Consider the following 15,254-nt stretch of genomic DNA (forward strand, 5'->3'; position numbering starts at 1 on the left):
GGCCTGGGACCCCGAGCACCCCGCCGCCAAGATCTTCAAGGTCGGCCGCGTCGCCGAGGTGCACTACGACGCCTCGACCCTGCCGGTGATCGAGGGCCGCACCGGCCCCGCCGAGACCCGCGGCTGGGTGCGGCTGCGCGAGGAACCCCTCTCGGGCCTGTTCGCGCTGCTCGCCACCGACATCTCGCTGCCCGTGGTCGCCAACCTCGGCGGCATCGGCTGGGCGCCCACCATCACGCTGACCGCGTCCGTCCGGCGCGAGCCCGTGAACGGCTGGCTGCGGTTCCGGGCGTCCGCGCCCGTCGTCGGGCAGCGGTGGTTCGAGGAGGACCACGTGCTGGTCGACGAGTCCGGGCACGTCGTCGCGACGTCCCGCCAGCTGGCGATGATGCCCCGCGGTCCCCGGACCCCCGAGCCCGAGAAGAACTGACGTCCCGGAAGAGGAGAACTGACATGGATGGTCGTATCGCGCTGATCGGCGGCGGGCGGATCGGCGAGGCCCTGCTGGGTGGCCTCATCGCCGCCGGGCACGCGCCCGCGGCACTCACGGTCGCCGAGCCCCACGCGGGCCGCGGCGGCGAGCTCACCGAGCGCTACGGGGTGTCGACGGTGACCACCGTCGCAGAGGCGGTCGACGGGGCGGACCTCGTGGTGATCGCCGTCAAGCCCGACGTGGTGACCGCGATCCTGCCCGACGTGGCCTCCGCGCTGCGCCCCGGCGCCGTCGTGGCCTCGGTGGCCGCGGGCGTCCCGACGACCGTCTACGAGGCGGCTCTTCCCGCCGGGACCCCCGTCGTGCGGGTCATGCCCAACACGGCGATGCTCGTCGGCAGGTCGATGAGCGGGATCTCCGGCGGCCGCGAGGCGACGGAGGCGCACGTGACGCTGGTGCGCGAGGTCATGGAGGCGGTGGGGAAGACCCTCGTCGTGCCCGAGGCGAAGCTCGACGCGCTCACCGCGCTGTCCGGCTCCGGACCCGCGTACGCCTTCCTCGTGGCGGAGGCGATGATCGACGCGGGCGTGGATCTGGGGCTCACCCGGGACCAGGCGACGACCCTCGCGACGCACACGATCGCGGGCGCGGGTGCACTAATGGTTGAGACTTCCACGTCGCCCGTCGAGCTCCGGGCGGCGGTGACTTCTCCGGGCGGTACGACGGCCGCCGCGATCCGCGAGCTGGAGAAAAATGGCCTCCGACCTGCGTTTTACGCGGCGACGCGGGCCTGCGCGGAGCGATCGGCCGAGCTCGGGCGTCTCGCCTAGAAGGTTCGGTTAGCTCACTCCCGTCGCATTATTCCCATTGGTACCGCTAAGCTGCTCGAAGCACGTGCGTGTCAGGTCCGCCGGAGGGGAAGCCGGCGGCGCGACATGTGCCGGAGGTTAGGGATTACATGGCGTCTGCAAACAAGAACACCAAGCCCGCTGAGATCGGTGCCGGAGCCCAGGCTCCCCAGGCAGCCGGCTCGTCGTTCCTGACGGTGGCCGAGGTCGCCACCCTCATGCGGGTGTCGAAGATGACGGTCTACCGCCTGGTGCACAACGGGGAGCTCCCCGCGGTGCGCGTGGGCCGGTCGTTCCGGGTCCACGAGAAGGCCGTCCACGACTACCTGCAGACCTCGTTCTTCGACGCGGGCTAAAGCCCCGTCGCAGAGTGTCGGCAGGAGCGGTGGGCACGGGCGGATTTCGCCTGGGCCGCCGCGACGGGTAAAGTAGAAGCCTGCTGCGTGGACGCGGGGGCTCACTCGTACCCGGCCGCCGCGCACCGAACATGGCAATTCGATAGAGAGACGTGAGGAACCCATGGGTTCAGTGATCAAGAAGCGCCGCAAGCGCATGTCGAAGAAGAAGCACCGCAAGCTGCTCCGCCGCACTCGGGTGCAGCGTAGGAAGCTCGGCAAGTAGGCCTTCTGGTCACACTTTCATGAGAGCCCGCCCAGGATATGGGCGGGCTTTCGTGTTTCCGGTTACCCTTCAGTAATGAGTGAGTCGGTCGTCACTGCGCCGCGCGTCGTCATGGTGACGGGCGCGTCCACGTTCGTGGGCGGCTACCTCGTGCGCCGGCTCGCGCAGCGTCCCGACATCGAGCGCGTGATCGGTGTCGACGCCGTGCCGCCGACCAAGGCGATGCACCGGCGGATGGAGCCCGCGGAGTTCATCCGCGTCGACTACCGCAGCCACATCTTCGGCAAGATCATGGCGACCAACGAGGTCGACACGGTGGTGCACTGCTCCACCTCGGTCACCGACAACCACTTCCCGTCCGGGTCCACCAAGGACGCGATCGTCTTCGGCTCCATGCGGGTCTTCGCCGCGTGCCAGAAGTCGGAGACGGTCAAGCGCGTGATCATGCGCTCGGCGACGCAGGTCTACGGCTCCCGGTCGCGCAACCCCGCGCTGATCACCGAGGACCTGGTCGGCGGCGCCGCGGCCAGCGGCCACCCGCGCGACCTGCTCGACGCCGAGGCCTACGCCCGCAGCATGGCCCGCCGCCGCACGGACATCGACCTCACGGTGCTGCGCCTCGCGCCCATCCTCGGACCCAACATCGAGACCCTGCTCGGCTCGCTCTTCGAGCGGCCCCTCGTGCCGTCGATCATCGGCCGCGACGCCCGTCTGCAGCTGCTGCATCAGGACGACGCCCTGGGCGCGCTGGAGCACGCCGTGGTGGCCGGGAAGCCGGGCACGTACAACATCGCCGGCGACGGTGCGATCTCCATGTCGCAGGCCATCCGGCTGTCCGGCCGGGTCCCGCTGCCGGTGGTCAAGCCCGCCTTCGGGCCCGCCGTCGCCGCGATCCGGGGCCGCGGCCGCGGCCACACGGACAAGGTGCAGCTCGCCTACCTCAGCTTCGGCAACGCCTTCGACACGACGCGCATGCGCAGGGAACTCGGCTTCGAGCCGCGCTTCACCACGCGGCAGGCGATGGAAGACGCCGCACGCCACGGGCGCACAGAACCTACAATCGGTGTGGATTCTTTTCTGAGCGTCGAGCAGCGGGTCGCCTCGCTGGCACGACGGTTCGCGGGAATCGACTCCGAGTACGGCACGGCTGGACGGTAGACACATGACCAACGCTTCAGGCTCACAGCACGCGAAGGTGCTGCAGCTGCCCGTGTCCATCGACACCGCTCGCACCGAGGGGCGCGAGCGCGCGCAGCAGCGGCACCCGTCCGCGCTCACCGGCACCCCGGCACCGTCGGCGCCGCGTCGCGAGGCCACGGTGCACGCCCTCAACCCCGACTACATCGCCGCCGCGCAGCCGGGCGAGCCGGGGCCGGGCTGGCGCGAGCGCGCCGCGGAATCGGTGGTCGACGGTGCCGCCTTCGTCCGCGAGCGGCTCACCGGCGACTACGACATCGATCCCTTCGGCTTCGATCCGCACCTGACCGACGCGCTCTTCCTGCCGGCGCTGCGGCCCGTCTACGACAGGTGGTTCCGCGTGGACACCACCGGCGCCGACAACCTGCCCCGCGAGGGCGGCGCCCTGCTCGTGGCGAACCACTCCGGCGTGATCCCGCTCGACGGGCTGATGTCGGCCGTCGCGGTGCACGACAACCACCCCGACCAGCGGCACCTGCGCCTGCTCGCCGCCGACCTGGCCTTCGAGTACCCGGTCATCGGCGAGGTCGCCCGCAAGATGGGCGCCACCGTCGCCTGCAACGCGGACGCCGAGGCCCTGCTCACCCGCGGCGAGCTCGTCGCCGTGTGGCCCGAGGGCTTCAAGGGCATCGGCAAGCTCTACCGCGACCGGTACAAGCTGCAGCGCTTCGGCCGCGGCGGCTTCGTGACCGCCGCGATCCGCGCGCAGGTCCCGATCATCCCGGTGTCGATCGTGGGCGCCGAGGAGACGTACCCGATGCTCGCCGACGTCAAGCCCGTCGCGCGGCTGCTGGGCCTGCCCTACGCGCCGATCACGCCGCTCTTCCCGTGGCTCGGCCCGCTGGGCATGGTGCCGCTGCCGTCGAAGTGGCACATCGAGTTCGGCGAGCCCATCGCCACGGACCGCTTCACCGAGGCCGACGCCGACGATCCCATGGTGGTCTTCGAGCTCACCGACAACGTCCGCGAGACCATCCAGCAGTCGCTCTACCGCATCCTCGCGCGCCGGAAGAACATCTTCCAGGACTTCTAGGTCCGACGGTGCCGCCCCTCCCGGCGCGGACCGCGGTCCACAGATCGATTCTGCTTCTTCATAACGTTGCAACGTTATGAAGAAGCAGGACCGATAGCGGGAGGGCGTGACGTCGCGAACGGCGACGGGAATCCCGTGCGTGAGCGAGAATGCATCGAACGGCGTGGGGGCGCCGACGGGGGTGTACATGACGGAGGACAAGCCGGTCGAGTTCCGGCATCGCGACGAGTTGCTCGCCGTGGGTGCGACGGATCGGCAGATCCGCGCGTGGCGACAGAAGAACCAGATGACTCGGGTATGGCGTGGTTCCTATCACCTGGGTGCGAGGTTGCCGCCCTGGGAGGAACTGCGGATCAGCGCGCTGGCCGCGGCGCAGCGGTCAGGGGAGTCGGTGGTGCTGAGCCATGCGGCCGCGGCTGTGGTTCTCGGAATGATGGTTCTCAATTCCGATTGGCAGACAGTCGATTTTACGTGCGATGGTGTGCGAGGTGGAACGAAGCGGGGGCGGCGCAGACTGCATGTCCGGCGACTCGACGCGGAGGACGTCGTCGTGGTCGACGGGGTGACGGTCACGTCGATCGCGCGGACGGCGCTCGATCTCGCGCTGGCGGGCGACTTCGTGCGTGCGGTGTGCGCGCTGGACGCGGCCCTGCGGATGGGCGTCACTCGGGACGAACTGCAGGCGGCGATCGGCAGGCTCGGTCGACGGCGAGGTATGGCGAATCTCCTCGCAGCGGTGGAGGAGGCGTCGCCGCTGTCGGAGTCGGTCGGCGAGTCCCGCAGTCGCGCGCTGATGCTCAAGTGGCCCGAGATCCCGCGCCCCGAGTTGCAGCGGGAGTTCTTCAACGAGGCGGGTGCTCTCGAGGCGCGCGTCGATTTCCTGTGGGCGGAGCGCGTGGTCGGCGAGTTCGACGGCAAGGGGAAGCAGAAGAAGGGCTTCACGTCGGAGGAGCGGATCCAGCGCGACACTCTGCTAATGGGCCGGAAGCTGTACCCGACGCATTGGGACTGGGATGACTGCAAGGAGCCGGACCGCCTCCGGAACAAGCTGCACGATGCACTCGGGCCCTTCGGTCTGCTGCTCGACGGAGCCTCCCGCTATCGGTCCTGACTCTTCATAACGTTGCAACGCTATGAAGAAGTAGAACCGAACTGTGGACCGCGGTCCGCCCCGGTGCGGAGGTCGACGGCCAGGGGAGGCACCGTCGAACTCGAGAACCTAGTCGTCGCTGAAGTGCTTGATCAGCGCGGCGGCGCCGCCGACGGCGACGCCCACACCGATGGCGGTGGGGACGCCGATCTTGGCGGCCTTGCGGCCGGTGCGGTAGTCGCGGATCTCCCAGCCCCGCACCCGCGCGACGTCGCGCAGGTCGGAGTCGGGGTTGATGGCGACGGCGGTGCCCACCAGGGAGAGCATCGGCACGTCGTTGTGGGAGTCGCTGTAGGCGGTGCAGCGCTTGAGGTTCAGGCCCTCGCGGATCGCCAGCGACCGGACGGCGTGCGCCTTGCCCAGCCCGTGCAGGATGTCGCCGACGAGCTTGCCGGTGAACACCCCGTCCTGCGACTCGGCGACGGTGCCGAGCGCGCCGGTCAGGCCCAGCCGGTCGGCGATGGTCTGCGCGAGCTCGACGGGGGTGGCCGTCACCAGCCACACCTGCTGGCCGGCGTCGAGGTGCATCTGCGCCAGCGCGCGGGTGCCGGGCCAGATCTTGTCGGCGATGATCTCGTCGTAGATCTCCTCGCCGACGGCCTTGAGCTCCTCGGTGGAGCGGCCGGCGATGAAGGACAGCGCCTTTTCGCGCCCGGCGGCCACGTCCTCGCTGTTCTCCTTGCCCGTGAGCCGGAACTTGGCCTGCGCCCACACGGCCGAGGCCAGGTCGGAGTAGGAGAAGTAGTTGCGCGCGGCGAGGCCGCGGGCGAAGTGCACGATCGAGGCGCCCTGCACCATCGTGTTGTCGACGTCGAAGAAGGCGGCCGCGGTGAGATCCGGCGGCACCTGGCCGTCCTCGCGGCCCTCCTTCTCGAGCAGCAGCGAATGGGCGGCGTCGGCGCTCGCCTCGCCCGCCGCGCTCTGCCGTTGTTCGTCGGCGCTGGCCTGGTCGGACAAGGGCACCTCCCCACTCGCGTGATCCCACGTGCGTGATCTCCCCTCAACCTTAGCGGCGCGCGCCGCGCTCGGGGTGGGACACTCGGCACATGTCCGTGATCACGTTGCTCACCAGGGAGGGATGCGGGATGTGCGCCCGCGCCCACGACGAGCTCACCGCGCTCGTCGTCGAACTCCGCGCCGCCGACCGCCCCGTCGACTACCGGCAATTGGACGTCGACGCGCCCGGCAACACCGAGTACCGCGGCGAGTACGGCGACATGCTGCCGGTGGTCCTGCTCGACGGCGTACAGCACAGCTACTGGGAAGCGGACATTCCGCAGCTGCGGGCGGATATCCTGGGCTGAACGACCCTCGCGGGTGACCTGCCGTCACCTGCACGGGTGAGGTGAGGCTGTGCGCGTTTTCCCATTTCAGGGGATGCGGGGTACCGTGCCTTAACGGGAAACTACGGACTGTAGTTCACCCGTCAAGATCTTCGAAGGAGCAGCGAGGGTGTCGGTTCTGCTGTTCGGCGCGTCGCACCGCAGCGCGCCGGTGTCGGTCCTCGAGAAACTGGCGATCACCGAGACCGATCGTCCCAAGGTGTTGGCGCAGCTCATGGAGTCGCCCCACATCGACGAGGTCATGGTCGTCACCACCTGCAATCGCGTCGAGATCTACGCCGTCGTCGAGGCCTTCCACCCCGCCCTGGAAGCCGTCTCCGACGTCCTGAGCGCACGCTCCGGCCTCACCATCAACGAGCTCAGCAAGCACGCCTTCGTGCGCTACTCCGAGGCCGCCGTCCAGCACCTCTTCTCCGTCGCGAGCGGCCTCGACTCGATGGTCGTCGGCGAGCAGCAGATCCTCGGCCAGATCCGCGGCGCGTACGCCGCCTCCGACGAGCACCAGGTCGCCGGCCGCGTGGTCCACGACCTCGCGCAGCGCGCCCTGCACGTCGGCAAGCGCGTGCACACCGACACCGGCATCGACAAGGCCGGCGCTTCCGTCGTCTCCGTCGCCCTCGACCGCGCGCAGGCCATCCTCGGCGCGCAGGGCGGCTCGCTGCAGCGCGCCGTCGTCGTGGGCGCGGGCGCCATGGGGGGCCTGGGCGTCGCCCACCTGGCCCGCGCCGGCGCCGTGGACGTGACCGTCGCCAACCGCACCCCGGACAAGGCTGATCGCCTCGCGCAGGCGGCCCTCGACGGTGGCGTGACCGCCGCCCGCGGTGTGGGCATGGACGACCTCGTGGTCGCCCTCGCCGACGCCGACGTGCTCATCGCCTGCACCGGCGCCGTCGGCAGCGTCGTGAGCCTCGCCGACGTGCACTCCGCCCTGGCGCAGCGCACCGTCGACACCGATCTCGTGGTGTGCGACCTGGGCCTGCCCCGGGACGTCGACCCGGCCGTCGCCGGGCTGCCGGGCGTGGCCGTCATCGACATCGACGCCCTCTCCCGCGAGCCGGGCACGCAGGCCGCGGAGGAGGACGCCGAGAAGGCCCGCGGCATCGTCTCCGACGAGCTCGCCGAGTACCTCTCCGCGCAGCGCTCGGCGGAGGTCACCCCGACGGTGACGGCCCTGCGCCGGCGCGCCGCCGAGGTGGTGGAAGCCGAACTGCTGCGGCTGGATTCGCGCCTCCCGAGCCTGGAGGGCACGGACCGGGACGAGGTGGCGCAGACGGTGCGCCGCGTCGTCGACAAGCTCCTGCACGCCCCGACGGTGCGCGTCAAGCAACTGGCCGCCACCCCGGGCGGCGACTCCTACGCGGAGGCGCTGCGCGAGCTCTTCGAACTCAAGCCGGGCGCCACGGGCGCCGTCTCCGCGACCGAAGGATCCGACGACCGAAGTGTCTGACCCCACCGTTCCGCAGCCCATCCGCATCGGCACGCGCGGCTCGCTGCTGGCGACCACGCAGGCCGGCACCGTGCGCGACGCCCTGATCGCCGCCGGGCACCCCGCCGAGCTCGTCATCGTGCAGACGCCGGGCGACCTGAGCTCCGAGCCGGTCGAGAAGATCGGCGTCGGCGTCTTCACCTCCGCGCTGCGCGACGCGCTCGCGAACCGCGAGGTCGACGTGGCCGTGCACTCCTACAAGGACCTGCCGACCGCGCCCGACGACCGGCTCTCGATGCCCGCCGTGCCGCCCCGTGAGGACTCGCGCGACGCCCTCGTGGCGCGCGACGGCCTGGTGCTGGGGGAGCTGCCGGCGGGGTCCGTGATCGGCACCTCCAGCCCGCGACGAGCCAGCCAGCTTACCGCACTGGGTCTGGGTTTGGAAATCCGCCCCCTACGAGGCAACCTTGACTCTCGGTTACGCAAAGTAGCGGACGGCGAACTCGACGCGATCGTGGTCGCCCTCGCCGGACTCAAGCGGATCGGTCGCCACAACGAGGTGACGGAGGCGCTGGATCCGGTGCAGATGCTGCCGGCGCCTGCTCAGGGCGCACTCGCGGTGGAGTGCCGACGCGACGATGCGGAACTGCATTCCGTGCTCTCCGGCCTGGACGATCCGGTCACGCGTGCGGCGGTCACCGCCGAGCGTGCCCTCCTCGCCGAGTTGGAGGCCGGGTGTACCGCGCCCGTCGGTGCGATCGCGGAAGTCGTCGAGTCCCTCGACGACGACGGTCGGATCTTCGAGGAGCTGTCGCTGCGTGGCATCGCGCTCGCGGCGGACGGCTCCGACTCGGTCCGCGCCTCTGTGGTCGGTCCGGTGGGCGAAGCCGGCGCGCTGGGCATCGCGCTGGCACGGGAGCTGCTCGACCTGGGCGCACGCGACCTGCTCGCGTAGCACCCGCAACTACTGGGAGCCGATACATGAGCCGCACTGCACAGTCCGCGAAGGCCGACACGGCAGCCGACACCGACACGGTGTCCACCCGCGTCGCCGCGAAGACGAACAAGCCCGCCCGGGGCCGGGCGGTGGCACCGGGCCGCATCACCTTCGTGGGATCCGGCCCGGGCGATCCGGGACTGCTGACCCTGCGTGCAGAGCAGAGTATCGCGGGCGCCCGGACGGTCTACACCGACCCCGACGTTCCGCAGACCGTGCTCGACATGGTGGGCACCGCGCTGCCGGCCGAGCCCGTCGAGACCGGTGACGACGCCGCCGACACGACCGCCGCGAAGGGCCGCAAGGGCGAGCCCGCCGTGCGCAACCCCGCCACCGTCGCGCCCGCACTGGGCGAGCCCGCCGAGGTCGCCAAGACCCTGCTGGCGCAGGCCCGCCACGGCGAGGACGTCGTGCGCCTCGTCGCCGGCGACCCGCTGTCCTCGGACGCGGTGCTGGCCGAGGTCAACGCCGTCGCCCGCACCCAGATCGCCTTCGAGATCGTCCCGGGCCTCGCGCCCGCGACGGCCGTCCCCACCTACGCCGGCATGGCGCTCGGCTCGGCGCACACCGAGGCCGACGTGCGCGGCGAGGTCGACTGGGCGGCGCTGGCCGCGGCCCCGTCGCCCCTGGTGCTGAGCGCGACCGCCGAGCACCTCGCCGACACCGCGTCCGCGCTGGTCGAGAACGGCCTCGCGCCGCAGACCCCGGTCGCCGTCACCGCGCAGGGCTCCACCTGCAAGCAGAAGACCGTCGAGGCCACCCTCGCCACGCTGAACGAGGCCGGCGCCGGCCTGCCCGGCCCGCTCGTGGTCACCGTCGGCAAGGTCGTGGGCCAGCGCAACAAGCTCTCCTGGTGGGAGTCGCGCGCGCTGTACGGCTGGACCGTGCTCGTGCCCCGCACCAAGGACCAGGCCGCCGAGATGTCGAACCGGCTGCGCGCCCACGGGTCCATCCCGATGGAGGTCCCGACCATCGCCGTCGAGCCGCCGCGCAGCCCCGCGCAGATGGAGCGCGCGGTCAAGGGCCTCGTCGACGGCCGCTACCAGTGGGTGGTCTTCACCTCGACGAACGCCGTGCGCGCCGTGTGGGAGAAGTTCATCGAGTTCGGCCTGGACGCCCGCGCCTTCTCCGGCGTGAAGATCGCCTGCGTCGGTGAGCAGACGGCCGCCAAGGTCCGCGCCTTCGGCATCGAGCCCGAGCTGATCCCGACGGGCGAGCAGTCCAGCCTGGGCATGCTCGAGGTCTTCCCGCCCTTCGACGACGTCTTCGACCCGGTCAACCGGGTCCTGCTGCCGCGCGCCGACATCGCCACCGAGACCCTCGCCGAGGGCCTGCGCGACCGGGGCTGGGAGATCGACGACGTGACCGCGTACCGCACGGTGCGCGCCGCGCCGCCGCCCGCCTCGACCCGCGAGATGATCAAGTCCGGCGACTTCGACGCGGTCTGCTTCACCTCCAGCTCGACGGTGCGCAACCTGGTCGGCATCGCCGGCAAGCCGCACGCCCGCACCATCGTCGCGTGCATCGGCCCGAAGACGGCCGAGACCGCGATCGAGTTCGGCCTGCGGGTGGACGTGCAGCCCGAGACCGCGTCGGTCGAGGACCTCGTCGAGGCCCTGGCTGCGCACGCGTCCCGGCTCCGCGCGGAGGGCGCCCTGCCCCCGCCGCGGAAGAAGCCGCGCCGCTCGCGGTCGTAGCGCTTACGTAGGCTGGGAGGCATGACCTTTCCCCACGTGCGGCCGCGTCGGCTGCGCACCACGCCCGCCGTCCGGCGGCTCGTCGCCGAGGTGTCGGTGGAGCCGCGGCAGCTCGTGCTGCCGATGTTCGTGCGCGACGGGATCGACGCGCCGCTGCCGATCTCGTCGATGCCGGGCGTCGTCCAGCACACGCCCGATTCGCTGCGCGCCGCGGCCGAGGAGGCCGTGCGCGAGGGCGTCGGCGGGATGATGCTGTTCGGCGTCCCCGACGACGCCGACAAGGACGCCGAGGGCAGCGCGTCGTGGAACCCCGACGGGGTGCTCAACCGCGGCCTGCGTTCCCTGCGGGACGACCTGGGCGACGACATCGTGATCATGGCCGACACGTGCCTGGACGAGTTCACCTCGCACGGGCACTGCGGCGTGCTCGACGGTGCCGGGCGTGTCGACAACGACGCTACCCTGGAGCGGTACGCCCTCATGGGCGTCGCGCAGGCCGATGCCGGGGCGCACATGCTCGGTCCGTCGGGGATGATGGACGGCCAGATCGGCGTGCTGCGTTCCGCGCTGGATGCCGCTGGGCACCAGGACGTCTCGCTGTTCGCGTACACCGCGAAGTACGCGTCGCCGTTCTACGGCCCGTTCCGCGAGGCCGTCGGCTCGTCGCTGCAGGGCGATCGGCGGACGTACCAGCAGGATTCGGCGAACCGCCGCGAGGCGCTGCGCGAGCTCGAGCTGGACCTCGCCGAGGGCGCCGACATCGTGATGGTCAAGCCCGCGATGAGCTACCTCGACGTGCTCGCCGACGTGGCCGCCGCGTCGCCGGTTCCGGTGGGGGCGTACCAGATCTCCGGGGAGTACGCGATGATCACCGCCGCCGCCCAGAACGGCTGGATCGACCGCGACGCCGCGATCCGCGAGTCGCTGCTGTCGATCCGCCGCGCCGGCGCCGACATCGTGTTGACCTACTGGGCCACCGAGGCCGCGGGATGGCTGAACAGGGGCACCTGGTGACCGGACAGTTCCACCACCAGGGCCCCGTCTGGCCCGGTCCCGGCCCGCAGCCGCCCACGTGGCCGGCGCCGCCGCCCGTGCCGAAGCCTCAGCGCGGGCCGCGGCCCGACGACGTGAAGCTCTCCGTGCAGCTGTGGGTCTTCGTCATCATCGCCTCGGCGATCTCCCGCGTCGCGCAGGCGATCTCGACCCGCGGCTCCGACGAGCTGCGCGAGCAGTTCGACCGGATGCGCGAGGGCGACGGCATCATCGCCCGCACCTCCCGCGAGCAGTACAAGACCTTCGAGCAGTACGACACCACGACCTTCGTGCTCGCCATCGTCATGGTGGTCGTCGGCGTCGCCGTGGCGGCGGGCCTGGTCTACTTCCTGTGGCGCGGGCAGAGCTGGGCGCGGCTCGTGCTCCAGTTCGTCGCCGCGTTCGTCCTGGTGCAGGGCGTGCTCGCGTTCTTCTCCGGGAACGCCGCGGTCGCCGTCCCGGCCATCCTCGCGGCGATCGCCGTGGTGGGGGCCATGATCGCGGCCAACAGCCGCGACGCGCTCGAGTACTTCAAGCCGGGCTCCACGGCGGCCCGCCGGTGACCGCGCCCGCGTCCCCGCTCTACGCCGAGCGGGGGCTGTCGCGCGTCTGGCTGCTGATCGTGCCCCTGGCGACGGTGGCGATGATCCTCACCCAGTGGCTGCTCGCCGGCCGCACCTCGGAGTGGTGGATCTGGCTGCTGCTGGGCCTCGCCACGCAGGGCTTCGTGTGGCTGCAGGTGACCGCGGGGCGCACCCACGTCTCGATGGCGATCACCCCCGAGGAACTGCGCTGCGGCGAGGAGACGATCCCCGTCGCCGACATCGCGCGGATCCTGCCGGGGAAGTCCCCCGACCACCCGCGCAAGGCCAAGCCGGAGGACTTCCCGGCGTGGTCCTCGGCGCGCGCCATGGGGCGGCTGAGCACCGTGCCGCGGCGCCGCTACGGCATGGGCATCCAGCTCGCCGACGGCTCGACCGTCCAGGCGTGGGCGCGCAACGACTACGCGCTGCGCGCGGCCCTCGAGCCGCTGCTCGCCGCCCGGTCCGGGAGCTGATCCTCAGCCGATGAGGGCGGCGGCCGTGCGCTCGATCTGCGCCGCCGCCTCGTCGACGGTGCCGCGCGGCGCCAGCAGGTGGCTCACGGTGAGCCGCACGAACACCTCGACCGTCGCATCGTCGACGGCGGCACCGTCCGGCCGGGCGTCGAGCGCCGCGCGCACCGCGCCGATGGCCCGCCCGAGCACCGGCTCCGGGTCCGTGGTGAGCAGCGGCAGCAGGTCCGCGCCCGCGCCCGGGACGCCGGCCAGGATCGACTTGAGCAGCGTGTTGTCGGCGCCGTGCACGAGCGCTGCCCGCGCGCCCGCGCCGAGGCCGGCGACGGTGGTCTCCGCGGCGGTGATCGCGGCCGTCACCGCGTCGAGGTAGCGGTCCGCGTCGCGCTGGACCAGCGCCGTGGCCAGGTCCTGTTTGGCGCCGAGCTCCTTGTACAGCGCGGTACGGCTCACGCCCACGCGCTTGGCGATGAGCGACATGTTCACGGCGTCCCAGCCCTGGTCGACGACCAGCGCGCGGGCCGCATCGAGCGCGCGGTCGCGCAGCAGCTGCTTGACCTCGGTCTGGAAGCTCGCGGGAGCGCTCATGCACCCAGCGTACATGTTGCCGACGATTGTCCGCATGGTTGACAGAACCAGCATTGGTGTAATCAAATGGAACACGACAGTGATTCATGTCACCTCGGCGACCGCCCCGTCGAGGAGGACCGAAGGAGACGCCATGTCCAGCTCAGCCGCACCGCAGAAGCCGTCGAGGTCCGGTACCGATTACGACGTCCTGGTGATCGGATCCGGCTTCGGCGGGTCCGTCACCGCCCTCCGCCTCACCGAGAAGGGCTACCGCGTGGGCGTCCTCGAGGCCGGTCGGCGATTCGCCGACGAGGACTTCGCGAAGACCAGCTGGGACCTCCGCAAGTTCGTCTGGATGCCGGCGCTCGGCCTGTACGGCATCCAGCGGATCCACATGCTGCGCGACTGCCTGATCCTGGCCGGGGCGGGCGTGGGCGGCGGCTCGCTGAACTACGCGAACACGCTGTACAAGCCGCCCGCCTCCTTCTTCGCCGACGAGCAGTGGGCCGGCATCACCGACTGGTTCGACGAGCTCTCGCCCTACTACGACCAGGGCCGCCGCATGCTGGGCGTCGTGCAGAACCCGCATATGACGCCGGCCGACGAGATCGTCAAGCAGGTCGCCGACGACATGGGCGCGGGCGAGACGTTCATCCAGACCCCCGTCGGCGTGTACTTCGGCGAGCCCGGGAAGACGGTGCCCGACCCCTTCTTCGGCGGCGCCGGACCCGACCGCACCGGCTGCATCGAGTGCGGCGAATGCATGACCGGCTGCCGCCACGGCGCGAAGAACACGCTGGTCAAGAACTACCTCGGGCTCGCCGAGCGCGCGGGAGCGGAGGTGCACCCGCTGACGACGGTGACCGACGTGACCCGGCTGGTCGACGGTAGCTGGGCGGTCACGACGGTCCGCTCCGGCGCGAAGGTCCGCAAGCGCCGCCGCACCTACACCGCGCGGCACGTGGTCTTCGCCGCCGGCACGTGGGGCACGCAGCAGCTCCTGCACCGGCTGCGCGACAAGGGCTCGCTGCCCGAGCTCTCCGACCGGGTCGGCGTGCTCACCCGCACCAACTCCGAGTCCATCCTCTCCGCGGTCCGGATGACCGTCGACAAGGAGCTCGACCTCACCCGCGGCGTCGCGATCACCAGCTCCTTCCACCCGAGCAGCGACACCCACGTCGAACCGGTGCGCTACGGCAAGGGCTCCAACGCGATGGGCATGCTGCAGACGCTGATGACCGACGGTGGCGGCCGCGTTCCGCGCTGGCTGAAGTTCCTCGGCACCGTCGTGCGGCATCCGCTGGCCTTCCTCCGCGTGCTGCTCGTGGGCGGCTGGAGCGAGCGGACCATCATCGCGCTGGTCATGCAGAACCTCGACAACTCGATCACCACGTTCACCAAGCGCGGCCTGTTCGGCCGGAAGATGTCGTCGCGGCAGGGCCACGGCGAGCCGAACCCCACCTGGATCCCGCTGGGCAACGAGGCGACCAGGCGCATCGCCGACAAGATCGGCGGCGCGCCCGCGGGCACCTGGGGCGAGGTCTTCAACATCCCCATGACCGCGCACTTCCTGGGCGGCTGCGCGATCGGGGCGGACCCGTCCACCGGCGTCATCGACGCCTATCACCGCGTCCACGGCTACCCGACGCTCAGCGTCGTCGACGGTTCCGCGGTGTCCGCGAACCTCGGCGTGAACCCGTCGCTGACGATCACCGCGCAGGCCGAGCGGGCCGCGGCGCTGTGGCCGAACAAGGGCGAGGCCGATCAGCGCGCCCCGCAGGGCGAGCCCTACCGCCGCATCGCGCCGGTCGCGCCGCGGCACCCGGTCGTGCCCGCCACCGCCCCCGGCGCCC

General features: G+C 71.3%; 17 protein-coding genes. 15 read left to right on the plus strand and 2 right to left on the minus strand.

The window, feature by feature from the left end:
- From LB823_RS22765 to LB823_RS22795, 7 genes are all read left to right on the plus strand, one after another.
- The coding region (locus LB823_RS22765) for a thioesterase family protein (RefSeq protein WP_224651908.1) at positions 1–430 on the plus strand (430 nt) is incomplete at its 5' end.
- 23 nt (positions 431–453) lie between these two features.
- Positions 454–1,263: a pyrroline-5-carboxylate reductase gene (gene proC, locus LB823_RS22770; protein WP_224651909.1), complete on the plus strand. Its 810-nt coding sequence runs from the start codon at positions 454–456 to the stop codon at positions 1,261–1,263.
- Between the two features lie 128 nt (positions 1,264–1,391).
- On the plus strand, positions 1,392–1,637 hold the full coding sequence (locus LB823_RS22775) for a helix-turn-helix domain-containing protein (protein WP_068523814.1): 246 nt from the start codon (positions 1,392–1,394) through the stop codon (positions 1,635–1,637).
- 163 nt (positions 1,638–1,800) lie between these two features.
- The gene (locus tag LB823_RS22780; RefSeq protein WP_003402602.1) at positions 1,801–1,902 is read left to right on the plus strand and encodes a 30S ribosomal protein bS22; all 102 of its coding nucleotides are present in this window, start codon (positions 1,801–1,803) and stop codon (positions 1,900–1,902) included.
- A gap of 75 nt (positions 1,903–1,977) precedes the next feature.
- Positions 1,978–3,060: an NAD-dependent epimerase/dehydratase family protein gene (locus LB823_RS22785; protein ID WP_224651910.1), complete on the plus strand. Its 1,083-nt coding sequence runs from the start codon at positions 1,978–1,980 to the stop codon at positions 3,058–3,060.
- A 4-nt stretch (positions 3,061–3,064) separates the two neighbouring features.
- Positions 3,065–4,132: a lysophospholipid acyltransferase family protein gene (locus LB823_RS22790; RefSeq protein ID WP_224651911.1), complete on the plus strand. Its 1,068-nt coding sequence runs from the start codon at positions 3,065–3,067 to the stop codon at positions 4,130–4,132.
- Positions 4,133–4,319: 187 nt separating this feature from the next.
- On the plus strand, positions 4,320–5,243 hold the full coding sequence (locus LB823_RS22795) for a hypothetical protein (protein ID WP_224651912.1): 924 nt from the start codon (positions 4,320–4,322) through the stop codon (positions 5,241–5,243).
- A gap of 108 nt (positions 5,244–5,351) precedes the next feature.
- On the opposite strand, the gene LB823_RS22800 is transcribed toward LB823_RS22795, so the two are convergent.
- Entirely contained in the window at positions 5,352–6,245 is an 894-nt protein-coding gene (locus LB823_RS22800) for an HAD family hydrolase (protein WP_374201378.1), read from the minus strand.
- A gap of 83 nt (positions 6,246–6,328) precedes the next feature.
- Here LB823_RS22800 and LB823_RS22805 point away from each other — a divergent pair, with 83 nt between their 5' ends.
- From LB823_RS22805 to LB823_RS22835, 7 genes are all read left to right on the plus strand, one after another.
- Positions 6,329–6,586, plus strand: coding sequence for a glutaredoxin family protein (locus LB823_RS22805; protein WP_224651913.1), 258 nt, complete (start codon positions 6,329–6,331; stop codon positions 6,584–6,586).
- A 148-nt stretch (positions 6,587–6,734) separates the two neighbouring features.
- Entirely contained in the window at positions 6,735–8,072 is a 1,338-nt protein-coding gene (locus LB823_RS22810; RefSeq protein WP_224651914.1) for a glutamyl-tRNA reductase, read from the plus strand.
- Positions 8,065–9,006 carry a hydroxymethylbilane synthase gene (gene hemC / locus LB823_RS22815; RefSeq protein WP_224651915.1) on the plus strand — a complete coding sequence of 314 codons (942 nt, stop codon included), beginning with the start codon at positions 8,065–8,067 and terminating at the stop codon, positions 9,004–9,006. The genes LB823_RS22810 and hemC overlap by 8 nt, the downstream gene beginning before the upstream one ends.
- A gap of 26 nt (positions 9,007–9,032) precedes the next feature.
- Positions 9,033–10,745 (plus strand): bifunctional uroporphyrinogen-III C-methyltransferase/uroporphyrinogen-III synthase, encoded by a 1,713-nt coding sequence (locus tag LB823_RS22820; RefSeq protein ID WP_224651917.1) that lies wholly within the window; start codon positions 9,033–9,035, stop codon positions 10,743–10,745.
- A gap of 21 nt (positions 10,746–10,766) precedes the next feature.
- Positions 10,767–11,759: a porphobilinogen synthase gene (gene hemB / locus LB823_RS22825; RefSeq protein WP_224651919.1), complete on the plus strand. Its 993-nt coding sequence runs from the start codon at positions 10,767–10,769 to the stop codon at positions 11,757–11,759.
- The gene (locus LB823_RS22830) at positions 11,756–12,340 is read left to right on the plus strand and encodes a hypothetical protein (protein WP_224651920.1); all 585 of its coding nucleotides are present in this window, start codon (positions 11,756–11,758) and stop codon (positions 12,338–12,340) included. Before hemB ends, LB823_RS22830 begins: the two co-directional genes overlap by 4 nt.
- Positions 12,337–12,834, plus strand: coding sequence for a DUF3093 family protein (locus LB823_RS22835; RefSeq protein ID WP_224651922.1), 498 nt, complete (start codon positions 12,337–12,339; stop codon positions 12,832–12,834). The genes LB823_RS22830 and LB823_RS22835 overlap by 4 nt, the downstream gene beginning before the upstream one ends.
- Before the next feature lie 3 nt (positions 12,835–12,837).
- On the opposite strand, the gene LB823_RS22840 is transcribed toward LB823_RS22835, so the two are convergent.
- On the minus strand, positions 12,838–13,419 hold the full coding sequence (locus LB823_RS22840) for a TetR family transcriptional regulator (RefSeq protein ID WP_224651924.1): 582 nt from the start codon (positions 13,417–13,419) through the stop codon (positions 12,838–12,840).
- 133 nt (positions 13,420–13,552) lie between these two features.
- Between LB823_RS22840 and LB823_RS22845 the strand changes: the two genes are divergently transcribed.
- Positions 13,553–15,254 (plus strand): GMC oxidoreductase (locus tag LB823_RS22845; RefSeq protein ID WP_224651925.1); only part of this gene is annotated, 1,702 nt, incomplete at its 3' end.

Origin of the sequence: Tsukamurella sp. M9C (assembly GCF_020169415.1) — a bacterium.
In the GTDB taxonomy this organism is placed as follows: Bacteria; Actinomycetota; Actinomycetes; order Mycobacteriales; family Mycobacteriaceae; genus Tsukamurella.